Origin of the sequence: Cellulomonas fimi, assembly GCF_028527925.1 — a bacterium.
Taxonomy (GTDB): Bacteria; Actinomycetota; Actinomycetes; order Actinomycetales; family Cellulomonadaceae; genus Cellulomonas; species Cellulomonas fimi_C.
This window is the reverse complement of sequence record NZ_JAPESW010000145.1, coordinates 1-687: the sequence shown is the minus strand read 5'-3', so window position 1 is coordinate 687 and position 687 is coordinate 1. Positions and strand designations below refer to the sequence as shown.

Annotated in this window: 1 protein-coding gene; it reads right to left on the bottom strand. The window is 61.7% G+C overall.

Annotated elements, in window-relative coordinates; all coding sequences use genetic code 11:
* A partial coding sequence (locus OMK64_RS20175; RefSeq protein WP_272730137.1) for a response regulator occupies window positions 1–524 on the bottom strand: 524 nt, incomplete at its 3' end.
* Between the last annotated feature and the right edge of the window lie 163 nt (window positions 525–687).

Sequence of the window (687 nt, the reverse complement as noted above, 5' to 3'; positions counted from 1 at the left end):
CCTTCCCTCGCCACGGCTTCGATCATCTGTATGCCGCGGGTTGCCAGGGCGCCTGCACCCAGAAACGCTACGCTGCCGATCAATCGGTGCAGGTGGTTTGCAGCGGCGCAGGCATCCCGTGTGCGCTTGGCCTCGGCCAGCGCCGCGAGGTCGATTTGCGCCTCTCGCACCAAGGTTTGCAACAGGTGCTTCACTGTCGCCGCGCTGCCGAAGGTGTCGACCAGGCTCATGCGGGTCGGCCAGTCCGGTTGTGCAGGTGGCCTGCGCTGCTCGCGCAGTTCCCCGGTAGCGGGAAGCCATACGGTGAGGATGTCGCGCAGTTGCTCGAAGGTCACCGGTTTGAGCAGCCAGGCGTCCATGCCGGCCGCCAAGCAACGTTGTATCTGCTCGGTTCCCAGGGTGACGGTGAAGGCAATGATCGGCATGCGCCCGGTACCGGCAATGCGCTCTCTGCGCCGTATTGTGCGGGTCATCACGTAGCCGTCCATGACGGGCATCTGGCAGTCCGTCAGCACCAGGTCCACGGGCTGTCGGTGCATCGCTTCAAGCGCGGCCCGGCCGTCTGCGACCATCACAAAGAAAAAAAAAAAAAGATGACATTAAGTCCACTACACACAGTCTCCATCTTGTGGTCACGACAACACAGTAGGCAACGAACCAGTCCCCACGGCACACGTTATGGATATT